Source organism: Bradyrhizobium sp. HKCCYLRH3097, assembly GCF_051167875.1.
Classification (GTDB): Bacteria; Pseudomonadota; Alphaproteobacteria; order Rhizobiales; family Xanthobacteraceae; genus Bradyrhizobium.
Window position 1 is genome coordinate 96,067 of record NZ_JBNPTX010000009.1, and the last position, 26,043, is coordinate 122,109.

The 26,043-nt window shown below is 66.2% G+C and carries 23 protein-coding genes; all 23 read left to right on the top strand.

Features of this window, described 5'->3' with window-relative positions:
- Window positions 1-2 precede the first annotated feature (2 nt).
- The 23 genes from ACQR0U_RS21630 (at window position 3) to ACQR0U_RS21740 (ending at window position 26,031) form a co-directional block, all read left to right on the top strand.
- Entirely contained in the window at window positions 3-986 is a 984-nt protein-coding gene (locus tag ACQR0U_RS21630; protein ID WP_434843880.1) for an alpha/beta hydrolase, read from the top strand.
- Window positions 983-2,716: a cyclic peptide export ABC transporter gene (locus ACQR0U_RS21635; RefSeq protein ID WP_434843879.1), complete on the top strand. Its 1,734-nt coding sequence runs from the start codon at window positions 983-985 to the stop codon at window positions 2,714-2,716. Before ACQR0U_RS21630 ends, ACQR0U_RS21635 begins: the two co-directional genes overlap by 4 nt.
- A gap of 133 nt (window positions 2,717-2,849) precedes the next feature.
- On the top strand, window positions 2,850-3,911 hold the full coding sequence (locus ACQR0U_RS21640; RefSeq protein ID WP_434843896.1) for a GNAT family N-acetyltransferase: 1,062 nt from the start codon (window positions 2,850-2,852) through the stop codon (window positions 3,909-3,911).
- A gap of 18 nt (window positions 3,912-3,929) precedes the next feature.
- Window positions 3,930-5,261: a lysine N(6)-hydroxylase/L-ornithine N(5)-oxygenase family protein gene (locus ACQR0U_RS21645; RefSeq protein ID WP_434872247.1), complete on the top strand. Its 1,332-nt coding sequence runs from the start codon at window positions 3,930-3,932 to the stop codon at window positions 5,259-5,261.
- A 197-nt stretch (window positions 5,262-5,458) separates the two neighbouring features.
- Window positions 5,459-5,812: a hypothetical protein gene (locus ACQR0U_RS21650; protein ID WP_316170919.1), complete on the top strand. Its 354-nt coding sequence runs from the start codon at window positions 5,459-5,461 to the stop codon at window positions 5,810-5,812.
- 314 nt (window positions 5,813-6,126) lie between these two features.
- Window positions 6,127-7,377 carry an ABC transporter substrate-binding protein gene (locus ACQR0U_RS21655; RefSeq protein ID WP_315752524.1) on the top strand — a complete coding sequence of 417 codons (1,251 nt, stop codon included), beginning with the start codon at window positions 6,127-6,129 and terminating at the stop codon, window positions 7,375-7,377.
- 119 nt (window positions 7,378-7,496) lie between these two features.
- Complete coding sequence (locus ACQR0U_RS21660; protein ID WP_315827785.1) at window positions 7,497-8,321, top strand: AraC family transcriptional regulator; 825 nt, start codon at window positions 7,497-7,499, stop codon at window positions 8,319-8,321.
- Window positions 8,322-8,520: 199 nt separating this feature from the next.
- Complete coding sequence (locus ACQR0U_RS21665; RefSeq protein WP_316226547.1) at window positions 8,521-9,531, top strand: branched-chain amino acid ABC transporter permease; 1,011 nt, start codon at window positions 8,521-8,523, stop codon at window positions 9,529-9,531.
- A 1-nt stretch (window position 9,532) separates the two neighbouring features.
- On the top strand, window positions 9,533-10,621 hold the full coding sequence (locus ACQR0U_RS21670; RefSeq protein ID WP_434843877.1) for a branched-chain amino acid ABC transporter permease: 1,089 nt from the start codon (window positions 9,533-9,535) through the stop codon (window positions 10,619-10,621).
- Window positions 10,614-11,396, top strand: coding sequence for an ABC transporter ATP-binding protein (locus ACQR0U_RS21675; RefSeq protein WP_315717437.1), 783 nt, complete (start codon window positions 10,614-10,616; stop codon window positions 11,394-11,396). The genes ACQR0U_RS21670 and ACQR0U_RS21675 overlap by 8 nt, the downstream gene beginning before the upstream one ends.
- On the top strand, window positions 11,389-13,608 hold the full coding sequence (locus ACQR0U_RS21680) for an ABC transporter permease (protein ID WP_434872248.1): 2,220 nt from the start codon (window positions 11,389-11,391) through the stop codon (window positions 13,606-13,608). The genes ACQR0U_RS21675 and ACQR0U_RS21680 overlap by 8 nt, the downstream gene beginning before the upstream one ends.
- Before the next feature lie 5 nt (window positions 13,609-13,613).
- A complete protein-coding gene (locus tag ACQR0U_RS21685) occupies window positions 13,614-14,459 on the top strand; it encodes a phosphoenolpyruvate hydrolase family protein (protein ID WP_434872249.1) in 846 nt (281 codons plus the stop codon).
- Between the two features lie 76 nt (window positions 14,460-14,535).
- A complete protein-coding gene (locus ACQR0U_RS21690; RefSeq protein WP_434872250.1) occupies window positions 14,536-17,433 on the top strand; it encodes a flotillin domain-containing protein in 2,898 nt (965 codons plus the stop codon).
- A 6-nt stretch (window positions 17,434-17,439) separates the two neighbouring features.
- Window positions 17,440-17,877 (top strand): SRPBCC family protein, encoded by a 438-nt coding sequence (locus tag ACQR0U_RS21695; RefSeq protein ID WP_315717441.1) that lies wholly within the window; start codon window positions 17,440-17,442, stop codon window positions 17,875-17,877.
- Between the two features lie 4 nt (window positions 17,878-17,881).
- Window positions 17,882-18,325 carry an SRPBCC family protein gene (locus tag ACQR0U_RS21700; protein ID WP_315717442.1) on the top strand — a complete coding sequence of 148 codons (444 nt, stop codon included), beginning with the start codon at window positions 17,882-17,884 and terminating at the stop codon, window positions 18,323-18,325.
- A gap of 15 nt (window positions 18,326-18,340) precedes the next feature.
- Entirely contained in the window at window positions 18,341-19,162 is an 822-nt protein-coding gene (locus tag ACQR0U_RS21705; RefSeq protein WP_315717443.1) for an FAD binding domain-containing protein, read from the top strand.
- Window positions 19,163-19,165: 3 nt separating this feature from the next.
- Window positions 19,166-19,645, top strand: a complete 480-nt coding sequence (locus ACQR0U_RS21710) for a (2Fe-2S)-binding protein (RefSeq protein ID WP_315717444.1) — start codon at window positions 19,166-19,168, stop codon at window positions 19,643-19,645.
- A gap of 12 nt (window positions 19,646-19,657) precedes the next feature.
- Window positions 19,658-21,232, top strand: a complete 1,575-nt coding sequence (locus ACQR0U_RS21715; RefSeq protein WP_315717445.1) for a xanthine dehydrogenase family protein molybdopterin-binding subunit — start codon at window positions 19,658-19,660, stop codon at window positions 21,230-21,232.
- Between the two features lies 1 nt (window position 21,233).
- On the top strand, window positions 21,234-22,256 hold the full coding sequence (locus tag ACQR0U_RS21720; protein WP_315717446.1) for a xanthine dehydrogenase family protein molybdopterin-binding subunit: 1,023 nt from the start codon (window positions 21,234-21,236) through the stop codon (window positions 22,254-22,256).
- Window positions 22,257-22,262: 6 nt separating this feature from the next.
- Window positions 22,263-23,144, top strand: a complete 882-nt coding sequence (locus ACQR0U_RS21725; protein ID WP_315827792.1) for an AAA family ATPase — start codon at window positions 22,263-22,265, stop codon at window positions 23,142-23,144.
- Window positions 23,141-24,259 carry a VWA domain-containing protein gene (locus ACQR0U_RS21730; RefSeq protein WP_315827793.1) on the top strand — a complete coding sequence of 373 codons (1,119 nt, stop codon included), beginning with the start codon at window positions 23,141-23,143 and terminating at the stop codon, window positions 24,257-24,259. The genes ACQR0U_RS21725 and ACQR0U_RS21730 overlap by 4 nt, the downstream gene beginning before the upstream one ends.
- Window positions 24,256-25,143, top strand: a complete 888-nt coding sequence (locus ACQR0U_RS21735; RefSeq protein ID WP_434843871.1) for an amidohydrolase family protein — start codon at window positions 24,256-24,258, stop codon at window positions 25,141-25,143. Before ACQR0U_RS21730 ends, ACQR0U_RS21735 begins: the two co-directional genes overlap by 4 nt.
- Window positions 25,144-25,182: 39 nt before the next feature.
- The gene (locus ACQR0U_RS21740) at window positions 25,183-26,031 is read left to right on the top strand and encodes an MBL fold metallo-hydrolase (RefSeq protein WP_315717450.1); all 849 of its coding nucleotides are present in this window, start codon (window positions 25,183-25,185) and stop codon (window positions 26,029-26,031) included.
- The last annotated feature ends 12 nt before the right edge of the window (window positions 26,032-26,043 follow it).

The window sequence follows — 26,043 nt, forward strand, 5'->3', positions numbered from 1 at the left end:
CCATGGGCGTTCATCCTGATATCGCGGCACTGCTCGAGATGATCCAGCTCGGAACGGAATCGGGCGCGCGCATTCCGTTTCCGCAACTTACGCCGGCGCAGGCGCGTGCCGATTTCGACGCCTCCTCGCCGCTGCTGGATGTCGATCCGCCGCCGCTCGCCTTCGAGAGGCAGCTTGCGCTGCCGATGCGCGACGCGACGGAGATTGCCGGGCGCCTCTATGCAGCGCGGCCGTTGGACGTCGCCGATCCGATGCCCGTGCTGCTCTACATGCATGGCGGCGGCTTCGTCGTCGGCAGCCTCGACTCGCACCAGCCGTTGTGCCGGGGCCTTGCCGATGACAGCGGCGCGGCAGTGCTGTCGATCGCCTACCGGCTGGCGCCGGAGCACCGGTTTCCGACGGCATTCGAGGACTGCGTCGATGCCCTCGCTTGGATCGGGCGCGAGGGGCCTGCACTTGGCCTCGACCCGCGGCGGGTCGCGATCGGCGGCGACAGTGCGGGGGGCACGCTGGCCGCGGCGTTGGCGATCGCCGCGCGCGACGACCGGGCCTTACCGCAGCCTGTCCTTCAGGTCCTTGCCTATCCCGGGCTCAGCCCGCAGCAGGTCTCGGACTCCTATGAGAAATACGGTTCGGGTTATCTGCTCGAGCGCGAGACCGTGGACTGGTTCTTCGACCATTATCTCCGCCATGACGCCGATCGCCACGACTGGCGATTTGCGCCGCTGGCCGCGTCCGATCTCACGCGCGTCGCGCCCGCGCTGATCGTGCTCCCCGAGTTCGATCCGCTGGCGGACGAGGGGCGGGCCTATGCCGCACGCTTGCGCGCGGCCGGCGCCGCCGTGGATCTGAAGGTCTATCCCGGCATGATCCACGAGTTCCTGCGCATGGGCAACGTCGTTCCGGACGCTTTGCACGCCCGCGCCGACATCGGCGCCAAGCTCGCCGCTGTCTTCGCCACGCGAATGGGAGCCGGCAATCCATGATGACGTCATCCAATCCAGGCGTTGCCAGCGTCGGAAGCCTGCTGCGGCCCTATTGGCTGCTGCTCGCCGCAGCCATTCTGCTCGGTCTCCTCGGCGGCGCCAGCGTTGCGGGCCTGCTCGCCGTGGTGAACCGCGGCCTCTACGCAGGGGCAGGCGACGTCGGTGGCCTCGTCGCCTCGTTCGCCGGTCTCTGCATTCTGATCGTGATCGGGTCGGTCGGCTCTGACATCAGCGCGAATGTCGTCGGCCAGCGGATCGTGGCCTCGTTGCGCAAGTCGCTGGCCGCCAAGATCCTGATGGCGCCGATCGACCAGCTCGAATCCTATCGGTCGCACCGCCTCATCCCGGTCCTGACCAAGGATGTCGACGCCATCAGCGATTTCGCGTTCTTCTTTCCGGCCTTCCTGGTGTCGGGCGTCATCGTCGCCGGCTGCCTGATCTACTTGGCGGTGCTGTCGTGGCCGCTGTTCCTGGTCACGGCAGCCTTGATCGCGCTCGGGTCGTTCGTCCATTACCTCGCCCGCAAGCGCGGAATGATGGGCTTCACTCTCGCGCGCCAATACGAAGACGACCTGCAGAAGCATTACCGCGCGATCTCCGAAGGCGCCAAGGAGTTGCGCCTGCATCGCCCGCGCCGGCGCCACGTCCATGTCGATCTGATCGGCCGGACGGTCGACCGGATCGGCAACGTGCAGATCAAGGCCATCAATCTGCTCGTGACGGCGCGCGCGCTCGGGACGGTTCTCCTATTCCTGGTGATCGGGACCGCTCTGGTGCTGCGTCCACTGCTGTGGCCCGACAGCCCGGCCTCGGTGTCCAGCGGCTTCGTTCTGGTGCTGCTGTTCATGCGCGGACCAATCGACCAGTTGATCGGCATGCTGCCGTCGCTCGGCCGCGCGCAGGTCGCGATGCGCCGGATCGCCGAGTTGTCGGACCGTTTCACCGCCGCAGAGGCGGAACTGCTCGATGATCCGCAGGATCGAACCGCCGACCAGATCGAATCGATCGAACTGCGCGGCGTCTCCTACGCCTTCCCCGCGCTGTCGTCCGAGCGCCCCTTCACCATCGGGCCGATCGACCTTCGCATTCGCCGCGGCGAGATCGTCTTCATCGTCGGTGAAAACGGCAGCGGCAAGACGACGCTGATCAAGCTGCTGCTCGGACTCTATGTGCCCGACCGCGGCGTGCTGCTGCGCGACGGCAGCCCGGTCGTCAACGAGACCCGCGACGATTATCGGCAGCTCTTCACCACAATATTCTCGGACTATTTCCTGTTCGACACCTTGGCGCAGCAGAGCAGTCAGCGGCCGGAGCTCGCGCAGCGCTATCTCGACCGTCTCGAGCTCGCCCACAAGGTCTCGATCGATGGCGGCGCATTCTCCACCACCGACCTGTCGACGGGCCAGCGCAAGCGGCTCGCCCTGATCAATGCCTGGATCGAGGGACGGCCGGTGCTGGTGTTCGACGAATGGGCGGCCGACCAGGACCCGGCGTTCCGTCAAATCTTCTACACCGAGCTGCTCGCCGACCTCAAACGTCTGGGCAAGACGATCATCGTGATCTCACACGACGATCGCTACTTCCACTGCGCCGATCGGATCGTGCGCCTGCGCGACGGTCGGATTGACGCCAGCGACGCCGCTGAACGCCGCGAGCCGGCACAAAGGCAACGCACGCTCACGACCGTTATGCAGGAGCCCGCTCCGTCGCTTGGAGCATCGAATCCGTGAGCCGCATCTTTGTAGTTAATCTAAAGGCAGCGCTACAAGCTTTGTTGTCTTCGTCATGCCGGCCGATCTACATCCTGAGCGGGAGTGGACAGAGATGGCGCCCGTGCAGATCAATGAGAGGGAAGGAGTTCGCATGAGCGCGACTGCGAGCGTTAGGGGTAGTGTCCGGACATTCCCTGTCGCAACCGATGCGACAATGTCGGTCGTTCGCGACGATGACGGGCTCCGGGTGATCGCGGACGGCGCGCCATTGCTGTCGCTTCGGCCGGATGGCGAACTGACGCGTCTGATCGTGCACGACGGGATCGATGATTGGCGCCGGGTGTCGCGCGGAGTGGTGGCAATGGCCGAAGCGGTCTTCGGCTGGGCGCCGTCGCTCGAGAGGCTCGTCATCACGCTTGACGACAAACCGGCAGCAGCATCGGCCTTGGCGAAACACGGCGTTGCGGTCGCGACCGACGGCAGGCTGGCGCTGTATCCGGACATGGTGATGCAGCTTCGCGGGAACTGGCTGACGGACGCCGCGCGCCCGGCGTTTCCACTGTCCTACGCTATGACCGACGGCAGGCGCCATCCGCGGCGGCCGCCCAAACCGGTCGGCACCGTCTACGCCCGCTTCATTCCCTGGCTGTCCGACGTCGTCAGTTTTCGCGTCGTCGACATCGCTCACGATCTCCCGCTGGTCCACCGCTGGCTCAACGATCCGCGGGTGGACTCGTTCTGGAATGAAGCGGGGGATATCGACAAGCACCGACAGTATCTGTCGCGGATCATGTCGGACCCCCACATGGTGCCGCTGATCGGCTCCTTCGGTGATCAGCCGTTCGGCTATTTCGAGCTCTATTGGGCGAAGGAAAATCGCATCGCGCCGTTCTACGATGCGGCGGACTATGATCGCGGCTGGCACGTGATCGTTGGCGAGGACGGCTTCCGGGGCCGTCGCTTCATCACGGCCTGGCTTCCCTCGCTCATGCACTACATGTTCCTCGACGATTGCCGCACCGAGCGTATCGTCGGCGAGCCGGCGGCGGCGCATTCGCAGCAGTTGCGCAACCTGGATCTGGCTGGGTTTGCCCGGCTCAAGAACTTCGATTTCCCACACAAGCGGGCAACCCTGGTCATGTTGCTGCGCGAGCGCTTCTTCGGCGACCGGCTGTGGCAGCCGGCGACCAATGAAGCACCCACAGAAGCCTAGCGCGGACGGAGCATCACCATGTCGTATCATCCTGCCCCTGACTATGATGTCGTCGGCATTGGCTTCGGGCCATCGAACCTCGCACTGGCGATCGCGATCGACGATTGCGCGAGACAGCAGCGCTTGAAATGCCGGTCCCTGTTCCTGGAGAAGCAGCAGGACTTCAAGTGGCATGGCGGCATGCTGCTGCCCGGCAGCAACATGCAGATCTCCTTCCTCAAGGACCTCGTATCGCTTCGCGATCCGACCAGTCCGTTCACCTTCGTCAACTACCTGCACAAGTCCGGGCGGCTGCTCGACTTCACCAACTGCAAGACGTTCTATCCGAGCCGGATCGAGTTCAACGACTACCTCCGTTGGGTCGCCGGTCAGTTCAGCGGCATGGTTGCGTATGGAGAGACGGTCGAGGCTGTCGAGCCCGTGCACGCCGGCCAGTCCGTCACCGCGCTTCGCGTGCTCACGCGCATGGCTGACGGGAAAGAACGGTCACGCGTCACGCGGCACCTCGTGGCCGCCGTCGGCGGCGTGCCGCACATCCCGTCGGTATTCCGAGCGGTCGCGATCGATCCGCGCGTCGTGCACACCAGCGGCTATCTCGGCTCGTCGCTTGCGGCAGGATCGAACGGCCGGTCGCCGCGGGTGGCGGTCGTCGGCGGCGGGCAAAGTGCGGCTGAAGTCACGCTCGATCTCAGCGAACGGGTTCCCGACGCCCACATCGATCTGGTCTTCCGCGGGCACGCCCTCAAGCCGGCCGATAGCAGCCCGTTCGTGAACGAGATCTTCAACCCGGACTACACCGATTATTTCCATTCGCGGTCCGACGGGCAACGCGAGACGATCGTCCGCAGCTTCCGAAATACCAATTATGCGGTGGTCGACCCCGACCTGCTCGATCAGCTCTACCGGATGACGTACCAACAGCGTGTCGCCGGGGCTCGGACGCTGACGCTCCATCCGCGCAGCGAGATCGTCGCAGCTCATGCCGTCCCGGGGGGGATGGAGCTCGAGTTCGTCAACAAGGACGAGGAGGTCCGCCGCCGGGCAGTGTACGATGCCGTCGTGCTCGCCACCGGCTACGAGCGATCTCCGGTCCCGGCGTGTCTCGATCCGATCAGCCGCTACATCGAGTCGGCGTCGCTCGATCGCGACTATCGTCTGCAGACAAGCCCGGCGTTTTGTCCACAAGTCTATGTCCAAGGCTGCGCCGAAACCTCGCACGGCCTGAGCGACACGCTGCTCTCGGTGTTGCCGATGCGGGCTCAGGAGATCACGAAGTCGCTCGTGTCGACAACGGGGAGAGACCAGGATGCAGCGCCGTCTCACGACCGGGCGGAGCGCGTGTACTCGTGATGGAAAGTCGAGTGCAGAGCGACGATGAGCGCGCCGCGCGCGGCGTCGTGGAATGAGGCGAAAGGATATCGTCGCGGCGACCGGGCCGTCCCTGGCGTGTCACGGTCGAATTGTCATCGGGGGGCGCCGTGCCTGCATTTGCCGGATTGCCGACCTTTCGGGTCGGCCGGTGGGCACGGTGGAGTGCAGGATTGGAAATGGGTGAGCCGCATCTGCCTGAGCGGGTCGTAACCTTGCTGGTATCGAGTGAGTACGCGCGGCTCGTCGGCCGGACCATGTCGGAGCGGCTCGACTACATCGTCGACATCGCCTCGCTGCATACGCGTGAAGAGCTGGTGCGGCGGCTGGACCTCGGCCGCGTGGTCGTGCGGCAGGTCGAGAAATGGCTCGCGTTCCACGGGCGCCGCGTGCGGCACCCGAATGAAAGCATCGATATCGTCATGTGCGGATTGGAATTCCGGAAGCGGCGCATTCGTCGCTCCCGGGTGACGGTACGATCGCGGCGACTGAACGCCAAGACGATCCCGAGGGAGCCGGGCCGAGGCAGTTGAGTTGCTCGGGCTCTGCAGCGCGGCGAGGCCGCCGACCACGCTTGCCGGGGACTGACGGGACCGCGACGTACGCGGAATGCGTTACGCCCTTATCGCGTCGCATCATGGAAAATGAGACTCGTCGTCAAGGTCGAGGCCAGGCGGGTTGCACGCGCGCTCGGCTCATCCGGTAGCCTCCGCGGTCGATGGGGACTGACCGTCGCTCGTCAGAGATGACGCGAGGCGCCGGGAAGGTCCGCTGCCAACATGGCCAGAGAAACAGTGGCCGGCACACGCTCGTGTGCCCCAGCAATGGGCGACAAGGGAGGAGTTCGATGCACATGCGAAGTGTAGGTATCGCCGTGTTCACGGCGCTTTTGCTGTCCGGCACGGCATTCGCGCAGGAAAAGATCAAGGTCGGCGTCACGGCGACGCTGGAGGGCACCTATACCGTGCTCGGTGAGGACGGGATGCGCGGACATGTCACCGCGTTGAACGTGCTCGGCAAGAAGGTCGGCGACAAGGAGCTGGAATTCGTCGTCGCGTCGACCGACGCCACGCCGGACTCGGCCGTCCGTGCCGTGCGCAAGCTGATCGAGCAGGACAAGGTACAGATTCTGCTGTCGCCGCTGTCGGGCGACGAGGGCATCGCCGTCAAGAACTTCGCCAAGACGCACCCTGAGCTGACCTTCGTGAACGCCGCGTCCGGCGCACAGGAGACGACCTATGTCGATCCCGCGCCGAACTTCTTCCGCTTCAACATGGACGGCGCCCAATGGCAGGTCGGCCTCGGCAAATATGCCTACGAGACCAAGGGCTATCGCAAGATCGCGACCGTCGGCGAAGACTATTCCTTCATCTACACCCAGGTGTTCGGCCTGGCGCTGGAGTTCTGCGGCCTGGGCGGCAAGATCACCAGCCGGCAATGGGTCCCGCTCGGCACCAAGGATTTCGCGTCGGTGATTGCGGCGCTGCCCGATGACGTCGATGCGATCTATCTCGGTCTCGGCGGCGCCGATGCCGTCAACTTCCTCAACCAGTATCAGCAGGCCGGCGGCAAGGCGCACCTGATGGGCGGCTCGATCATGATCGACCAGACCATCCTGTCGTCCAAGGGAAATGCCAAGAACGCCCTGATCGGTACGATTGCGGCGTCGGGTCAGGCCGATACCTGGGAGGATCCGCGCTGGCAGAAGTTCGTGAAGGCCTATCAGGACTCGTTCCCGCCGGAGAAGCGCTTCCCGAGCCCGTCGCTGCTTGCCACCAACTACTATGGTTCGACCATGGCGTTGATCCTGGCGCTGCGCGAGGTCAATGGCGATCTGTCGAACAACCAGGCCAAGCTCAAGGCGGCGCTGGCGAAGATCGAGATCGATGCTCCCAACGGCAAGATCAAGCTCGACGCCAACCGCCAAGCCATCGGCACCAACTTCGTCACCGAGGTCGTCGACGACGGCAAGGGCGCGCTGTTCAGCAAGGTGGTGAAGGTGATTCCCGACGTCAACCAGACGCTGGGATATGATGCCGCCACCTTCGCCAAGATCGGCCTGCCGAGCCGCACCGTGCCTGAATGTAAGAAGTACTGACCTTTCTGCAGAGGGCGACGCGGCTCGAGCGGGCTCGGGCCGCGTCGTCGCGTCCCTTGCTTTCTGCCAAGCGATGATCGACGCTGACGAACAATAAGAACCATTTCGGTGAGGAAGTGATGAGTAGGGCGCTCGCCGTCTTTCATGCTCGCTTCGGCCGTGCGACGGTTTATCAGCTCAATCGGCCATTCAATGTGCATGCCCATCGCGAGGGACATCTGATCTTTCACGTTGGCGGGACGCCGGCCGATATTGACGTCTGCGATCAGCATTATCAGATCGGCGAGAACTGGATCGTCGCGGTCAATCCGTGGGAACCGCATAATTTCCTGCCGAACGATGTCGGCAACGGCGCCATCTTCTTCGTGCTCTACGTCAATGCGGAGTGGTTCACGCCATCGGCCGCGCGCGAGCAGGGCTTGCGGTTTGGTCGTACCTGCTTCCGGCGGACCGCCGCGCTCGATCGCTGCATTCGCCGCGCCGCAGCGTTGGTATGTGGCGCGCCATCGCTCGGTTGCCTCGACGGCGAGCTGCGGCAGCTGATCGACAGTTGCTACGAGGAAAGCTGGCGCGTTTCGGAGCAGATGCCCGAACGGCCATGCGCGGAAGTGACGGATTTTCGTGTTCGCAAGTGCATCAAGCTGATGTCGGACAGTCCATGCGCCGAGATCGAGCTCGATCAGATCGCCCGCGAATCCGGACTATCGCGGCCGCATTTCTATCGGCTGTTCCGCAGCCAGACCGGAGTGACGCCCAATCTCTATCTGAATACGCTGCTGATGGAGCGGGCGCTCGATGCCGTCGTGGCAACGGAAGCACCGATTGCCGACATTGGGTTCGATCTCGGATTCACCTCCCAGAGCGGCTTCACGCGCTTCTTCGCCGGCAATGTCGGCATGGCGCCGACCGACTATCGCCGCGCTGCAAAGGTGCTGCGCGCCTGATGTGCTGCTGCGCGTCGCGCGAAAAGAGACTGTCGATCAAGTGCGCACTCTCGTCTGCCGCTACACTCTGGGCAACGTGATCCGCAAAAGGATCCGACGAGGGAGGACGAGCGATGGCCGGCAGACCCGGCGATCTTCGGCTGAATGCGCCTTTCCGCTGTGACGACGGATCCGTCCCTCTTGTCGTGAGGGCGGGCTGATGAGCCGCTTCATCGAGCGTCACCCGATCTGGTCCCTCATTCTTCTTCTCGCCTTGGCGCTGCTGGCGTGGCTGATCTTCGCCGTCTGGCCGCCGGGGCTCGAGGAGGCGATCGGCCGCAAGAAGGTGTTCCTGAGTGCGGTGTTCAATGGCATCACGCTGGGCGGACTGTATTTCCTGGTCGCGAGCGGCTTCACGTTGATCTTCGGCCTGATGCGAAACGTCAACCTTGCGCACGGCTCGCTCTATCTGCTCGGCGGCTATGTGGGCTACGGCGTGTCCGCCGCGACCGGGTCATGGATCCTCGCCTTCGTCGCCGCCTTCATCCTCGTCGCGGCCATCGGCGTTCTCCTGCAGCTGCTCGTCTTTCGTCGCATGGAGGGCCAGGACCTGCGCCAGACCATGGTGACGATCGGCCTCTCGATCGTGTTCGCCGATCTGATGCTGTGGGCGTTCGGCGGCGACTTCTATCAGATCCAGACGCCAGCCTGGCTGATCGGGCCGGTACAGCTGCCGCTGATGACGGCGATGAAATCGTCGGGCGAGGCCGTGTTCCTGCAGTATCCGCTGGTGCGGCTGGTGATCTTCTGCGGCTCCGTCGTGATCGGCGTCGCGATGTGGCTCGCGCTCAACCGCACCCGCGTCGGCATGATCGTGCGCGCCGGCGTGGATGATCGCGAGATCCTGGCGGCGACCGGTGTGCAGATTCAGCTCGTCTTCGTGCTGGTGTTCGCACTGGGCGCGGGGCTGGCCGGCATTGCCGGCGTGGTCGGCGGAACCTTCCAGTCGATCTCACCCGGCGAGGACACGCGCTTTTTGCTGGCCTCGCTGGTCGTCGTCATCGTCGGCGGCATGGGATCGATCCCGGGAGCCGCGCTCGGCGCGCTGATCATTGGGCTCGCCGAGCAGCTCGGCTCGGTCTACATCCCGACCTATGCGATCGTCGTGACCTTCCTGATCATGGTGCTGGTGCTCGCGCTGCGGCCCCAGGGCCTCCTGGCGAGGCGATGAGATGTCGCTGATCCAGGAGGCAAGTGCGCGGGAGAGCATGCTGGCAGGCGGCGCCGCACGGCAGCCGGCCGCATGGTCGGCCACCGAGCAGCCCTGGGCCTGGGCGGTCTCCGCGCTGCTGCTGATCATGCCGCTGATCGCCAACGGCTTCTTCCTGATCGAGATCTTCGGCACGACCCTGATCCTCGGCACCATCGCGCTGAGCCTGATGTTCCTCGCCGGCTATGGCGGCATGGTCAGCCTGATGCAGCTGACGATCGCGGGCTTTGCCGGGTACATGGTCGCCGTGTTCGGCGTCAGCGGCAACGCCAATATCAGCCTGGGATGGCCGTGGTGGTTGGCGACGCCGATGGCCCTGGTGCTCGCGGTGCTGTTCGGCACGCTGGGCGGCGCGCTGGCGGTACGCACCGAGGGCATCTACACCATCATGATCACGCTCGCGATCGGCGCGGCGTTCTATTATTTCACCAATCAGAACTGGGCGATATTCAACGGCCACACCGGCATCAACACGATCGCCACGCCGCATTTTCTCGGCGTCGATTGGCGCATGGACGTCGCGTTCTATTACCTGACGCTGGCGGTGGCCGCACTGGGCTATTTCGCTGTGCTCTATCTGTCGCGCGCGCCGTTCGGCCTGGCGCTGCAGGGTGTGCGCGACAATCCCAGACGCATGGCCGCGCTCGGCTTCAACGTCAATGCACATCGCATCGCCGCCTATGCGTTCGCGGCCCTGATCGCCGGCATGGGTGGCGTGCTGCAGGTCTGGAACTATCGGCAGATCTCGCCCGGATCTGTCGCGGTCGAGCGCTGCATCGACATTCTCATCGTCGCCGTCGTCGGCGGCATTACCCGGCCGGTTGGGCCCTATATCGGCGCCTTCATCTTCGTCATCCTGCGCACCTTCGCGCTCGACTTCCTGGTGAAGGTCGGGCTCGACGGCAACCGGTTCCGGCTGCTGATCGGGCTCGGCTTTCTCGCTATCGTGTTCTGGTCCTCCGACGGCGTCATCGGGCTCTATGAGCGGTGGCGCCGTCGCAGCGGGGCATCGGAGCCGAGGTCGCGCCCCGGAGGTCACGGCCATGGATAGGGTCGCTGACCGGCTCTCGGCGCTCGGCTCGACTGCAGCCCTCGAATTGCGCGGTGTCACGCGGATGTTCGGTGCGCTCGCCGCGCTGACCGACATCACGATCACGGTGCGGCCCGGCGAGCGGCGCGCGGTGCTCGGCTCGAACGGCGCCGGCAAGACCACCCTGTTCAACTGCGTGACCGGCGACTTCCTGCCGACCTCAGGCACGATCCGCTTCTTCGGCGAGGACATCACCGCCTTTCCGCCCTACGAGCGGATCCGCCGCGGGCTGCGCCGCACCTACCAGATCTCGGCGCTGTTCCTCGGCCTGTCGGTGCGCGACAATGTCTATCTGGCATGCCGTGGCGTCTCGCGCGCGCGCTTCTCGATGCTGCGTCCCAGCGCCAATGACGCCCTGATGCAGGCGGCCGAGCGCCTGATCGAGGCCGTGCATCTGACGTCCGTGCGTGATCAACTGGTTTCGGAGCTCGCCCATGGCCAGCAGCGGCAGCTCGAGATCGCGCTGGCGCTGGCCGGCGCGCCCCGATTCATCCTGTTCGACGAGCCGGCGGCGGGTCTGTCGCCGACCGAGCGGCGCGAGCTGGTCGAGATCCTGACGTCGCTGCCGCCGCACATCGGTTACATCATCATCGAGCACGACATGGACGTGGCGCTGCGCGTCGTCGAGAGCGTGACGATGATGCACAACGGCCGCATCTTCAAGGAAGGCGCACCGCAGGAGATCGAATCCGATCCGGAGGTGCAGGAGCTCTATCTCGGAGGCGGCCATGAATGACGTCCGCCGCTCCGCGCCTGCGCTCGAGGTCCGCGGCCTCGACGTGTACTACGGCCATTCGCATGCGCTGCAGGGCGTCGATCTCCGGCTCGACAGCGGCGTCTTCTCGCTGGTCGGCCGCAACGGCATGGGCAAGACGACGCTGTGCAAGGGCATCATGGGCCTGCTGCGGCCGTCCGCCGGCACGGTGCGTCTGCGCGGCAATGATATCACCGGGCTCAATCCGGCGCGCATCGCGCGGCTCGGCGTCGGCTATGTGCCGCAGGGGCGGCGTCTGTGGCGCTCGCTCAGCGTCGACGAGCATCTGCGACTCGCCGCCGGCCTGCGCCGCGGCGCCTGGACCGTCGAGCGCGTCTACGAAACATTTCCGCGGCTCGCCGAGCGCCGCAACAATGGCGGCGGCCAGTTGTCGGGCGGCGAGCAGCAGATGCTGGCGATCTCGCGCGCGCTGCTGACCAATCCGCAGCTCCTGATCATGGATGAGCCGACAGAGGGCTTGGCGCCGGTCATCGTCGCCCAGGTCGAGGAGATGCTGATCCGGCTCAGCCAGGACGGCGACATGGCGGTGCTCGTGATCGAGCAGAACATCGGCGTTGCGACCGCGATCTCGTCCCGCGTCGCGATCATGGTCAATGGCCGCATCAACCGTATCATCGACTCGGCCCGGCTCGCCGCCGACCGCGAACTGCAGCAGCGCCTGCTCGGTGTCGGCCAGCATGCCGGCGACGAGACCGATCTCGGGACGGGCGAAGTTCAGGAGAGGCCCGCCGCACGTGCGGCGGTATCAACGACGCCGAAAGCTGCGCCCGTAAAGGTTTACGTCTCTAATCCCGTGCTGCCGACGCGCTGGTCGCAGCCGGTGCCGATCGCGCAGATCGAGGCCAAGGCGCGCACGCTCTCCACCAGCGTCAGCCGACTTGACGAGGCCGCGCGCCAGGGCCGTGAGCGCGCCGCGCCGATCACGTCAGGTCCGCCCGCGGTGATCGTCGCCGGCACGCTCGACACCAAGGGTGACGAACTGCGCTTCATCCGCGATCTCGTCGCGAGCCACGGGCTGCGCACCCGGCTGGTCGACGTCTCCACCAGCGGACGCCATACGAGCTGCGACGTCTCGGCCCAGGAGATCGCACTCAATCATCCGCGCGGCGGTCCCGCCGTGTTCGGTGCCGATCGCGGCGCATCCGTCACCGCGATGGCGGATGCGTTCGGGCGCTGGCTGCGCCGGCAGGACAATGTCGCAGGTATCATCTCGGCGGGCGGCTCCGGCGGAACGTCGCTGGTCGCGCCGGGCATGCGCGAGCTCCCCGTCGGTGTGCCCAAGCTGATCATCTCCTCTGTCGCATCCGGTGACGTCGGCGCCTATGTCGGGCCGGCCGACATCGCGATGATGTACTCGGTCACCGACGTTCAGGGTCTCAATTCGATTTCGCGCGCGGTGCTGAGCAATGGCGCGCATGCGCTAGCCGGCATGGTGATGGCCCGCCAGCGGAAGCCCGCTATCGCTGACAGCACCCGACCGCAACGTCCCGCGATCGGCATCACCATGTTCGGCGTGACCACGCCGGCGGTGCAGAAGCTCACGGCCGAGCTGCGCGACGACTACGAGTGCCTCGTCTTCCACGCCACCGGCGTCGGCGGCCGCTCGATGGAGAAGCTGGTCGAGTCCGGCATGCTCGCCGGCGTGATCGATCTCACCACGACCGAGGTCTGCGACCTGCTGATGGGCGGTGTGTTTCCGGCAACCGAGGATCGCTTCGGCGCGATCATCCGCAGCCGCGTGCCCTATGTCGGCTCGGTCGGCGCGCTCGACATGGTGAATTTCGGCGCGCCCGAGACCATTCCCGAGCGCTACCGCGGCCGCAAATTCCACGTGCACAATCCGCAGGTCACGCTGATGCGGACGACGGCCGCGGAGAACGCGCAGATGGGGCGCTGGATCGGCGAGCGGCTCAATCGCATGGATGGATCGGTCCGGTTTCTCCTGCCGGAAAAGGGCGTCTCCGCGCTCGATGCGCCCGGGCAGCCGTTCTTCGATCGCGAGGCGGATGAGGCGCTGTTCCGCAGTCTCGAGCAGACCGTACGGCAGACCTCGAGCCGGCGCCTGATCCGCGTGCCGCATCACATCAACGACAATGAGTTCGCAGCAGTGGTCGTCGGCGCCATCCGGCCGATGCTTGGGCGGCTGCCGGCGCGGCGCAGACAGGCGAGGTGATGGTCATGCCGAGATATGAGCGCGCACCGCTGCTGAAGAAGTTTCGCGACATGGTGCGCCGTGGCGTGCCGATCATCGGCGGCGGCGCCGGCACCGGCCTGTCGGCCAAATGCGAGGAGGCCGGCGGCATCGACCTGATCGTGATCTACAATTCCGGCCGTTATCGCATGGCCGGCCGCGGCTCGCTCGCCGGACTGATGGCCTATGGCGACGCCAATGCCATCGTGGTCGAGATGGCCAGCGAGGTGCTGCCGGTGGTGAAGTCGACCCCGGTGCTCGCGGGCGTCAACGGCACCGACCCGTTCCGCGACATGGATGTGTTCCTCGATGAGCTGAAGGCGCTCGGCTTCTCCGGTGTGCAGAACTTCCCGACCGTCGGCCTGATCGACGGCACTTTCCGCGCCAATCTCGAGGAGACGGGCATTTCCTACGCGCTGGAGATCGACATGATCGGGCGCGCGCATGACAAGGACCTGCTGACGACGCCTTACGTCTTCAATGAAGCCCAGGCCGCGGGCATGGCGATCGCGGGTGCGGACGTCATCGTCTGCCATCTCGGTCTGACAACCGGCGGCTCGATCGGCGCGCAGACCGCGCCCAAGCTCGAAGACTGTCCCGGCCTGATCGACAGCTGGGCCTCGGCCGCGCTCAGTGTCAACCCCGAGATTCTAGTTCTGGCGCATGGCGGCCCGATCGCGGAGCCGTCCGACGCCGACTTCATCATGAAGCACACCAAGAACTGCCATGGCTTCTACGGCGCCTCCTCGATGGAGCGGCTGCCGGTGGAGCGCGCACTGACGGAGCAGGTACGACATTTCAAGGCAATCAGCGCGCGGCCACGCCGCGTCTGAGGCGACAACACGAGATCCGGCAGCAGCGGCGCTGAGGCGCCGCATTCGCCGGACGAGAGACTGAGGGAGAAATGAGATGTCCGGGGCTCTGATCGGTGAGCTGATTCTTTGGCTGATCATTGCGATCATCGTCATCGTGGTCGCGGTCTACATCGTCAACTGGCTGTATCACCGCTCCTCGAAGGAGGTGTCCTTCGTCCGCACGGGCTTCCTCGGGGAGCGCGTCGTGATCAATGGCGGCGCCTTCGTGCTGCCCTTCATTCACGACTATACGCCGGTGAACATGAACGTGCTGCCGATGGGTATCACGCGCGCGCGGCAGGACGCCGTCATCACGCGCGACCGCATGCGGGTCGACGTCGAGGCCGACTTCTACGTTCGTGTCCAGCCGACGCGCGAGGCGGTGTCGATCGCGGCGGCGACGCTCGGCCGTCGCACCCTCGAGCCGGAGCGGCTGCATGCGCTGCTGTCCGGCAAGTTCATCTCGGCCATGCGCTCGGTTGCCGCTGAAATGACCATGGAGCAGATGCACGAGCAGCGCGGTGACTACGTGTCCCGTCTCAAGGCGGCCGCGGCCGAGGCGCTGGCCCAGAACGGCCTGGAGCTGGAATCGGTGGCGATCACCGATTTGGACCAGACAGATCTCGAATTTTTCAACCCCTCGAACCGGTTCGATGCCGAGGGCCTGACGCGGCTGATGGAGGACATCGAGAGCAAGCGCAAGCTGCGCAACGACATCGAGCAGGACTCGATGATCAAGATTCGCACCCGCAACCTCGAAGCTGAGCGCGAGGCGCTCGATATCGAGCGCGAGAGCGAGACGGCGCGGCTGGAGCAGGAGCGCGACATCGAGATGCGCCGCGCCCTGCAGCGGACGGAGGTGGCGCGCGAGCGGGCGCTGCGCGAGACCGAGGCCGAGCAGGCACAGATCATGGCGCGCGAGGCGATCGAGAAGGCGCGGATCGCGAACGAACTGACGATTGCCGAGGCCCGAATCGCTGCCGAGCGCGACACGCGGCAGCGCGAGATCGAGCGGACGCGTGCCGTCGAAGAGAGGGAGCTGCTGGCGCGCGAGGACATCGAGAAGGCGCGGATCGCCAACCAGCGCGCGATCGACGCCGCGCGCATCGAATCTGAGCGCGAGGTGCGCCAACGCGATATCGAGCGGACCCGCACCATCGAGGAAGCCGAGATCGCCGCGCGCGAGGCGGTGGAGAAGGCCAGGATTCAGCAGGACCGCGTCGTCTCCGATGCGCGCATCGCCAATGACGAGGAGACACGCCGCCGCGAGATCGAACGCACCCGCGCGATCGAGCAGGCGGAGATCGCCGCGCGCGAGGCGACAGAGAAGGCGCGCATCGCGCAGACCATGATCGTCAATCTGGAGCGCATCAGCTCCGACGAGCGCACCCGCGCCACCGAGATTGCCCAAGTGCGCAACATCCAGGAGGCTGAGATCGAGGCGCAGAAAGCGGTCGAGGCCGCCCGGATCGCGCGCGAGCAGGCATTGTCTGCGGAACGGATCGCCGCCGAGCACGCCACGCGCAGGCTGGAGATCGAGCGCAACCAGGGCATCGAGATCGCCGGCATCGCCGCGCGCGAGGCGACGGAGGCCAGCCGTATCGCGCAGGAGGAGCGGGTGCGTGCGCTGGAGATCGCGCGCGTCAGGACCATCGAGGAGGCCGACATCGCCTCGCGCGAGGCGATCGAAGCGGCCCGCATCGCCCAGGAGCTGGCTGTAACAGCCAAGCGGATCCAGTCGGAGAAGGAGACGCGCAGCCTGGAGATCGAGCGCACGGAGGCCGTCGAGGCCGCCGATCTCAAGCGTCGGGAGGCGGTCGAGCGGCGCCGCATCGAGGTCGAGCTGGCGCTGGAGGCCGAGCGCATTGCTTCGTCGCGGACGCGCGAGGTGCTCAACATCGACCACAAGAAGGCGATCGAGCTCGCCGACGAAACCCGCGTCATCGAGCTCGCCGCCAAGCGAGCCGAGCGCATCGATGCGGATCGTCAGGTCAAGGAAGCCGAGATCGTCGCGCGCAGGCAGGTCGAGACCGCCGATGTCTCGCGCGAGCAGGCGCTGGAGGCCGTCCGGTTGGAGCGTCGCCGGGCGATCGAGCAGCTCGAGGTCGCGCGCGTCCAGTCGCTGCAGGAGGCCGAGATCGCGGCCCGTGAGGAGGTCGAACGCGCCCGCATCGCCTCGGATCGTGGTCTCGACGAGGCCCGCATCGGCCGCGAGCGCGAGCTGCGTAAGCTCGAAGTGAACCGCGAGAAGGACGTCGAGACTGCGCTGATGGAGAAGGCCATCGCGCTGTATCAAAAATCGCTGGAGGAATCCGCGGCCAAGGTCGCGGCCGAAGAGGCGCGCTCGCGTGCAACGGAAGCGGCGGAGAAAGTCGTCACGGCGCGCGAGAGCGAGATTGCCCGCCGCCGTAAGACGGTCGAGGTGCTGCTGGCCGAGAAGCAGGCCGAGGAGACGCGGATCGCCGCAGAGGCCGAGCGGGTTCGTGCCGCGGTCGAAGCGGAGGCGCAGAAGCTGCTCAACGAGGCCGAGAACGTCCTGACCGACCAGGCACGCTACTCGCTGTTCCGGCGCAAGCTGCTCGACCGCATCGAGGGCATCGTGCGCGAGAGCGTCAAGCCGATGGAGAAGATCGAGGGCATCCGCATCCTGCAGGTCGACGGCTTGAACGGAAATGGCGGCAACGGCAATGGCGGCCGCAGCGCGACCGACGAGGTGATCGACTCCGCGCTGCGCTACCGCGTCCAGGCGCCGCTGATCGACTCCATTCTCTCCGATATCGGCGTCGAGGGCGGCAGCCTTGCCAAGATGCCGGGCCTGATCCGCGAGGCCAGGGACATGCAGGGAATCCGGAAAGAAACCTCGGCGCGCAAGGAGACAGGCGGCGGCGCCGGATCGGGCGAGGGCAGCCCGTCCGAGCCGCCGACCGATCGCGGTCCGCGCAAGAAGGGTTGATGCGAGATGGCGAGGGTTTACGTCTCCACCGTCGTGAGTGCCCGCAACGATCGGGTGTGGGCGCGCGTCCGCGACTTCAACGGCCTGCCGAACTGGCATCCGGCGATCGCCGAAAGCCGGATCGAGGGCGGCGAGCCCGCCGACAAGATCGGCTGCGTCAGGGATTTCCGGCTTCGCAACGGCGACCGCATTCGCGAGAAGCTGCTCGGCCTGTCGGACTACGACATGTTCTGCACCTACTCGATCCTGGAATCGCCGATGGGCGTATCGAACTACGTCGCGACCCTCAGGCTGACACCGGTCACGGACGGCGACAAGACGTTTCTGGAGTGGACCGCCGAGTTCGACTGCGCGCCGGAGCGCGAGGCTGATCTGGTGGCTTCGATCGGCGGCGGCGTGTTCCAGGGCGGCTTCGATGCGCTCAAGCGCGCGTTTGGGGGCTGACGCCGTGCCGCACGTGGTCAAGAGCACCATCATCGATGCGCCGACCGAGGCCGTGTGGGAGGTGCTGCGCGACTTCAACGGTCATGATCGCTGGCACCCGGCGGTGGCGACCTCTGCGATCGAGCGTTCGCAGACGTCCGACAAGATCGGTTGTGTCAGGCGCTTTCGTCTGAAGGACGGCTCCGAGCTGCGCGAGCAGTTGCTGGCGCTGTCCGATCTCGAGCAGAGCTTCAGCTACTGTCTGCTCGATACGCCGGTCCAGCTGTTCAACTACGTCGCCCATGTCCGGCTGCTGCCGGTCACCGATGGTGATCGCACCTTCTGGCACTGGGAGAGCCGCTTCACGACGCGGCCCGAGCTGGCCGAGGCGCTGTCGCGCATGGTGGCAGAAGACATCTACCAGGCCGGCTTTGAGGCGATCCGATCGCATCTGAAGCAGGCGGCATGAGGACGAGGTGAATCGATGCCAGTCACGGTGAAGACGTTTCAGGCCGCGAGCGAAGCTGCGTCTGCGCTGTCGTCGGACCGCGCGGCGCGCTACCTGGGCGGCGGCACGCTGGTCATGCGCGATCTCAATGAGGGCGACGTCTCGATTGCGACGGTCATCCGCGCCACCGACCGGACCTTGCAGGGCATCGATGCGGCAGGCGCGCGCATCAGGATCGGCGCCGGCGTCACCTTCGCCCGCGTGCTGGCCGAGCGCGATCTCGCCTTCCTGCATCCGGCGGCGCGCTCGATCGGCGGCCCGGCGGTGCGCAACATGGGGACCGTCGGTGGCAATCTGTTCGCTCCGGCGCCGTTCGGCGACTTCACGGTGGCGCTGCTGGCGCTCGACGGCATCGTCTCGCTGCAGGGCAGCTTCGGCGTCAGGGACATGCCGATCGAGGAGTTCCTGCAATCGCGCGACCGCCAGGCCGGTGCGCTGGTGGTCGGCGTGTCGTGCATCCGTCCTGCGTCGGCGGATGCGTTCCGCTATCGCAAGATCGCCCGGATCAAGCCGAAGGGCGGATCGGTGATCACGCTTGCGGCGCATCTTCCACAGAGTGGCGGCCGCGTGACCGGCGCGCGGATCGCGCTGGGATCGATGGCCCCGACCGCCATCCGCGCCAAGGCGGCCGAGCGCGCGCTCGAAGGGCGGCCGTTCGACGCCGGCGCGATCAGTGCCGCCGCTGCTGCGGCGGCCGAGGGAACGGCACCCACCGACAATTCGCTGGCCAGCGCGTGGTATCGCCGCGAAGTGGTCGGCGTCCATCTGCGGCGGCTGTTGTCGGGACAGGAGAGCTAGAGCATGGCCAAGACCCCACTTCAGTTCCGGCACAATGGTCGCGATGTCGCGCTGTTCGTCGACGGCGGCACCAATCTGCTGGTCGTGCTGCGCGAGATGATCGGCGACCTCACGCCGAAATTCGGTTGCGGCCAGGGCGGCTGCGGCGCGTGCACGGTCCTCATCGATGGCGACGCGCACCTGTCTTGTCTGACGCTCGCCGAAGCCGTCGAGGGCCGCGCGGTCGAGACGCTCGACGGCATCAAGAGCGGTCCGAATTTGCATCCGCTGCAGCGCGCCTTCGCCGAGGGTTTTGCCGCGCAATGCGGCTATTGCACGCCGGGCATGCTGATGGCGGCGAAGGCGCTGCTCGACAAGATCCCGCAGCCAAGCCGCGAGCAGGTGGTAGAGGCGATTTCGGGCAACATCTGCCGGTGTACCGGCTACGAGCCGATCATCAATGCGGTGCTGGCGGCGGCCGCGTCGCTGCGCGCGAGTGCGTGAGGAGAGATCGCCATGCTGGAACTGCGCAAGGACATCTTCGCCGACGAGCGCGACGACAATCTCAACGAGGTCGGCAAGGGCACCCAACGCCAGGACATGCTCGGCCATGTCACGGGGACCTCGACCTATTTCAACGATCACAAGCTGCAGGGCATGCTGCATCTGAAGGTCGTGAGGTCGACGCAGCCGCATGCCCGGCTGCGCCGCATCGAGACCAGCGAGGCCGAACGGAGCGAGGGCGTGCGGCGGATCATCCGCGGCAGCGACGTGCCGCGCAATCTCAACACGCTGCTCAGCCTGATCAATTTTGGCAAGGACGATGAGCCGACGCTTGCCGTCGACAAGGTACGCTACCGCGGCGAGCCGATCGTCGCCGTCGTCGCCGAGACGCCGCGCGCGGCGGCCGAGGCGGCGGCCAGGGTACGCGTCGACTATGAGATCTTGCCGGCGGTGTTCGACGTCGAGGAGGCGCTGAAGCCGGGCGCGCCCACCGTCAACGAGACCTATCCGAAGAATACGTTCACCTATCACGACCGCTACGACCACCAGAAGTTGCGCTTTGGCGACGTCGAGCGCGGCTTTGCCGGCGCCGATCATGTCTTGGAACAGCGCTACCAGATGTCGCCGATCGAGCACGCGCCGGTCGAAACCAACGGCTCGATCGCCGCGCCCGACACCAACGGCCGCTACGTGGTCTATACCTCGACCCAGGCGCTGTTCTTCTCGCTCGACACCTGCGCCAAGATCCTCGATCTGCCGTCGAACACATTCCACTTCATCGGCGGCACGGTCGGCGGCGGCTTCGGCGGCAAGGTCGACACGCTGACCGAGCCGCTCGCCATTCTCGCTGCGATGTTGACGGGGCGCCCGGTGCGCTACGTGCTCGGACGAGAGGAGGAGATGCAGTTCGGGCCGCCCCGCGGTGCCGAGCGCATCTACATCAAGGACGGAGTCATGCGTGACGGCCGCATCGTGGCGCGCCAGATCCGCGGCTATTTCGACTCTGGTGCTTATACGCGGCTGTCGAGCTACGCGGTGGTCAAATGCGCCGCGCACCTGCCGGGGCCCTACACGATCCCGAACGTCCATGGCGACATCTACTGCATCTTCACCAACCGCACGCCGGCCACCGCGATGCGCGGCTTCGGCATCACCGGCATGGACTTCGCGCTCGAATGCCAGATGGACAAGCTCGCGCATCTGATCGGCATGGACCCGATGGAGTTTCGTATCCTCAACGCCTATCGCGACGGCGACATGAAGGCGCATCGCCGCGAGGCCAAGAACACCGCGCTGATCGAATGCGTCCAGGTCGCGGCCGAGAAGGCCAAATGGCCGATCCGCGAGGAGTTCCGGCGCATGTCCTCGCGCAAGGATGGCGGCGGGGCGCGGGCGGCTGTTCCCTCCACGCCACGAGAGCCGGTGAGCGCGCGGCCTGCGCCGGCGCAGCAACGCACCAGCTACGATCGTGGTCTCTCGGCGCCGCCACAGCCCGAGCCGCCACCACCTCCGCCAACGAGCCCGGCGCCTTCGCCGGGGCACGGCGCGACGCGGTTCTCGTCGGTGTTCGGCACGAGGAGGCGCTGACATGACGAGGCACCGCGGCCGCGGCATGGCGGCGATCAACTATCCCATCGGCATGAATCTCGGCGGCGATCCGAGCCAGGCGCTGGTGCATTCCAACCCCAGCGGCAAGTTCACGGTGGCGCTGTCGTCGATCGATCTCGGGCAGGGCATGAAGTCGGTGACGCGGCAGATCTGTGCCGAGACGCTCGGCGTGCCGGTCGAGGACGTCTATGTCGACACCGCCGATTCCGACACCGGCCCGCATTGCATGGGCTCGTTCGCTTCGCGCGGCACCCATCGCGTCGGCAATGCCGTGATGGCGGCGGCCAAGGAGGCGCGTGGCGTCATGATGGAGGCCGCGGCCGAGGAGCTCGAGGTCAACGCCAGCGATCTCGAAACGGATGGTCGCGGCAACATCCACGTCAAGGGCGCGCCGCATCGCTCGATCTCGGTGAAGGACGTCGCCATCGCCGCGCAGTTCCGCCAGGGCAAGACCATCTCCGGCCGTGGCATCTTCCTGGTGCCGCTGTCGGAGGTGGATCCCGAGACTGGCGAAATGTCCCCGGCGACCTGCTACGCGCATGCCTGTCTCGTCGCCGAGGTCGAGGTCGATGACGAGACCGGCGAGGTCGGCGTGGTCAGGATGGACAGCGCCTATGAGCTGGGACGCGCGCTCAATCCCCGCCTCGTCGAGCAGCAGCTGGTCGGCGGCGCCTGGATGGGCATGAGCCACGCGCTCTACGAGACGACGGAGCCGTACTACCCGGACCCGAAGCAAGGACCGCGCGACTTCGTGGAATACCTGATGCCGGGACCTGGCGACATCTGTCCGCACGACATCGCCGTGCTGGAGCGGCCGGCGCCCGACGGACCGTTCGGCGGCAAGGGCCCTGGCGAGATGTGCGCCAATCCCGTGCTTCCTGCCATCGCGAATGCGATCTTCAACGCCGTCGGCGTGCGCCTCGACGAACTGCCGATCACGCCAGAGAAAGTGCTGCGCGCGATCAAGGCCCAGGGCGGCGCCCGGCCGCAGACGCGGCGGTGACGCAGCATGGTGGTCCGCAGCAACATCGTCGGCATCGACTCGCCGCAGGCGCTGGAAAAGGCACTGCGCGCGGCGTACTACCTCGCCGATGACGGGCTCTCCACCGCGGCCTATCTCGCGCTCGCGCTGGGCAAGCCATTGCTCTTGGAAGGCGCGCCCGGCGTCGGCAAGACCGAGGCGGCGAAGGCAATCGCCGCGGTGCTCGGCCGCAAGCTGATCCGCCTGCAATGCTACGAGGGTATCGACGCTGCTGCGGCGCTCTACGAGTGGAACTATCCGCGCCAGATGCTCGCGATCCGCCAAGCCGGCGAGGAGAGCATCGACATCTATGGCGAGAGCTTTCTGATCGAGCGGCCGATGCTGGCCTGCCTGCGCGCGCCCGATGCGACCGTGCTGCTGATCGACGAGATCGATCGGGCCGACCAGGAGTTCGAGGCGTTCCTGCTCGAATTTCTCTCTGATTTCCAGATATCGATCCCCGAGCGCGGCACGGTGCGCGCCGCGGAGCGGCCGATCGTGGTGCTGACCTCGAATCGGACCCGTGACCTTCACGAAGCGCTGCGCCGCCGCTGTGTCTATCATTGGATCGACTATCCCGATGCGGAGCGCGAGGCGCGCATCGTGATGATGCGGGCCTCCAGTGTTGCCGAAGCGACCGCGCGGGCCGTGGTGGCTGCAGTGGCGAAGCTGCGGCGCGAGCCGCTGAGCAAGGCGCCCGGGATTGCCGAGGCGGTCGATTGGGCGGAGGCGGCGACGCTGCTCAACCGGACCGGCGCGCGCTGGCCCGATGCGTTCAAGCGCGCGATTGGCGTCGCGCTGAAGGATGAGGAGGATCTGTCCTTCATCGCGCCGCGGCTCGACGCGCTGCTCGCGGAGGCGATGACATGAGCGAGCCCCGCCTGCCGCAGGCGACCGAGATCTTCGTGACATTCGCTGCGCTGTTGCGGCGAAACGGCTTCGCAATTGCGCCGGAGCAGACCACCGCCTTCCTCGCTGCGATCGAACTGCTGGGGCCTGTCAGCATCGAGGATATCCGTCGTGCCGGGACGGCGACCCTCGCGCCGCCTCCCGAGCGGCTCGCGACCTACAATCTGCTGTTCGACGTCCATTTTGGTGTCGCCGAGGCAACGGCCTTCAGCGAGAGCGACAGGCAGGACGATGTCGTGCGTCTCCAGGAGGAAGGGGACGGCGCTGTCGATCCCGATCTCGCCGAGGAGCAGAACGAGTCAGGTCTGGCTGCGACGCGCGTTGAAGCGCTGGTCGCCCGCCGCTTGGCTGCGACGACGGGCGGCCATGCCCTGCAGCGCCTCGCGCGTCAGGCGCGTGCAAAACTGCCGAAACGGCGTGGCCACCGGCGCATGCGCGCGCGGCGCGGCAGCTTCGTGGACCTGCGCCGGACCCTGCGCGAGAGCATAAGGCGCGACGGTGAGGTGCTGTCGCTGCGGCGGTTGAAGCGGCGACCTCGATTGCGACGATTGCTGCTGCTGATCGATGTCTCCGGCTCGATGCAGGCGCGGACCGAGGACAACATGCGGCTCGCCCACGTGCTGGTGCAGGCCGTACCCCAGGCCGAGGTGTTCACGCTTGGCACACGGCTGACACGCGTGACGCGGCCCTTGCGGCTGAAGCGGCGCGAACAGGCGCTGCTCGCTGCCTCCCATCTCGTCAGCGACTGGGACGGTGGCACGCGTATCGGCGAGGCGCTGCAGGCCTTCCTCGCGGTGCCGCGGTTCTCGACCTACGCGCGGGGCGCCGTCGTGCTGGTCATCTCGGATGGGCTCGAGCGTGGTGACCATCACGTGCTCCGTGACGCCGTGTGGAGGCTGTCGCTGCGCGCCTGGCGCCTGAGCTGGCTGACGCCGCTGGCGACGGGGCCCGGCTTCAAGCCGCAGACCGAGGCGTTGCAGGCGATCGCGCCATTCGTCGACGACATCGCAGCCGGCGGGTCGGACGAGACCATCGTCGCGCATGTTCTGTCGCTGGCACAGAGGAGGGCGGCATGACCGGTTATGTCGATGCGCATCACCACATCTGGCGTCAGGCCGATCTGCCCTGGCTGGTCGGGCCGATGCAGCCGCGGATTTTCGGCCCCTATGAGCCGATCAGGCGCGACTACACGATCGAGGAGTATCTCGACGACATCGCCGGCAGCGGCGTCACGCAATCGGTCTACGTCCAGACCAACTGGGCCAAGGACGGCTTCGAGGACGAAGCCGCCTGGGTGCAGCGAACTTCTGAGCAGCACGGCTTTCCGCACGCGATCGTCGCCTATGCCGATCTGAGCGTCGAAGATGCGCGGCCGCAGTTCAACCGGCTGGCGCGCTATCCCCTGCTGCGCGGGGTCCGGATGCAGCTGCACTGGCATGAGAACCCGCTCTATCGTTTCGCTTCGTCCCCAGACCTTTGCAGAGATACCCATATCCGCGCCAATATCGCGCGGCTCGCCGACTACGGCTGGTCCTTCGACCTGCAGGTCTTCGGGCCGCAGATGGCGGGCGCCGCAGCGCTCGCCGAGAGCTGTCCGTCCGTGACCTTCATCCTCCAGCATGCCGGCATGCTGGAGGATCTGTCCACGCGCGGTCGCGATCAATGGCGAGCCGGCATGCAGCGGCTGGCGAGCTGCAGCAATGTCGTCAGCAAGCTCTCGGGCCTCGGCACCTTCATTCGCCGCAACGATCCGGCGCATGTCGCCGACGTGGTGCGGGAGACGGTCGGAATGTTCGGCCCCGAGCGCTGCCTGTTCGGCTCGAACTTTCCGATCGAGAAGCTCTGGACCGACTACCGCGTACTGGTGGGGGCCTATGAGGCTGCCATCCGGGACCTCGACGAGCATCCGCGCGCGCAGGTCATGGGAGGGACGGCGCAGCGCGTCTATCGGCTGGGATGATACCGCCTGCAACGACAACAAAAGCAACAGGGAACGCTCATGGCGCTGGAAATCAAGGTTCTCGACTATGGTGATATCGAATTGGAATCGAGCTTCCTTGTGCTCGGCCGTGATTGCGGCCGCACCCGCCGGGTGCTGACGCTCGGCTTCCTGATCCTGGGCGGGCCGTATCCGGTCGTGGTCGATACCGGCTATCGCTCCAACCAGATCATGGAGACGCTGGGCATGCGCGGGCTGCAGTACCATGAGAACATGATCGAGAACCAATTGGCGCGGCACGGCGTGCGCATGGGCGATGTCCGCTACGTCTGCCACACCCATCTGCACATCGATCATGCCGGGAAGGACGATCTGTTCCCGATGAACACGACGGTCGTGCTCAACCGCCGCGAGCTGGAATACTCGGTGTCCGGCCTGATGCATCCGCAATATCCGGCGCCCGACATCAAGCATCTGATCGACCGGCTGCACACCAAGAGTGCGCTGCGTTTCCTCGACCTCGAGCTCACCGGCCCGGTCGAGCTGATGCCGGGCGTCTATTGCGACGCTGCGAATGCCCATACCGAAGGCTCGATGAACATCCACGTCCACACTGCCGATGGCATCGCTACCATCTGCGGTGACGTCATCTACGACTTCAACGACCAGATCGTGACGCCGTTCAACGAGATCCAGGATGGCGAGCCGCGCACCACCGGCAATCACGGCACGACAAAACGCGCCGAGAAGGCAGCGATCAAGAAGCTCCTGTCGAGTTCGCGCTATCTGCTGCCGGTGCACGATCGTCCCGCCAAGATCGAAGGCGGTGTGGTGGTGGGACGGCTGCACGACCAGGTGCCGGGGCCGCTGGTGCAGTCGCTGCCGCAGCGGCACTGGTTTCCGGCGTGAGCAGCACAAGGT